The sequence below is a fragment of the Photorhabdus sp. RM71S genome (genome assembly GCF_042879355.1).
Classification (GTDB): domain Bacteria; phylum Pseudomonadota; class Gammaproteobacteria; order Enterobacterales; family Enterobacteriaceae; genus Photorhabdus; species Photorhabdus kayaii.
In genome coordinates this window covers 1-681 of record NZ_JBHFKV010000163.1, presented here as the reverse complement: position 1 = coordinate 681, position 681 = coordinate 1, and the positions used below count along the sequence as shown (strand labels likewise).

Genomic DNA, 681 nt, shown 5'->3' with positions numbered 1-681 from the left:
TGGGTGCAGCTATGGTTATGGCTGCTATCAGTCAAAGAACAGGGTATAGGTGCAATACTATCGGGGACAATGGCTTTTCTCAGGGGTCGCTATAACGGCGGGGGATGGCTGCGTGTCTCAATTGATGCCTTTATGTGTGCCATGTTCGCGTGGTTCATTCGTGACATTTTAAATCTTTTTGGTCTGAATCCTGATTTGGCCTACATCGGTAGTGTGGTGATTGGCTATCTTGGCACAGATTTTATTGGTCAATTACTGCGTAGATCAGCAGAGAAAAGAGCAGGGGTATCAGATGCAAATCAGTGAACACGGTTTAGCGGAACTCAAAATTTATGAGGGTTGCAGTCTAACTGCGTACCTTTGCCCTGCAAGAGTTTGGACTATCGGTTACGGTCACACTCACGGAGTAAAGCCAGGTGATGCAATCACAGAACGGCAGGCCGAACAATTCTTACTTGATGATTTGGCCCCGGTTTACATTACTTTGGAAAACTCAGTCAAAGTGCCGCTGACTCAGGGCCAGTTTGATGCGCTTTGCTCATTCATATTCAACTGTGGCGCTAGTGCTTTCGTCCGTTCTACTTTACTTAAAAAGCTCAACGCTGGTGATTATAAGGGTGCGGCGAATCAGTTCATGGAGTGGAATAAAGCGGGTGGGCGAGTATTACCGGGTTTAGATGC

2 protein-coding genes are annotated in these 681 nt (G+C 46.8%); both read left to right on the top strand.

Annotated elements, in window-relative coordinates; translation table 11 throughout:
* Positions 1-306: phage holin, lambda family (locus ACGF5R_RS24300; protein ID WP_387693193.1), on the top strand; the 306-nt coding region annotated here is incomplete at its 5' end.
* Positions 293-681, top strand: a 389-nt coding sequence (locus ACGF5R_RS24295; protein WP_387693192.1) for a lysozyme, incomplete at its 3' end; no start/stop codon positions are given. The genes ACGF5R_RS24300 and ACGF5R_RS24295, both read left to right, overlap by 14 nt.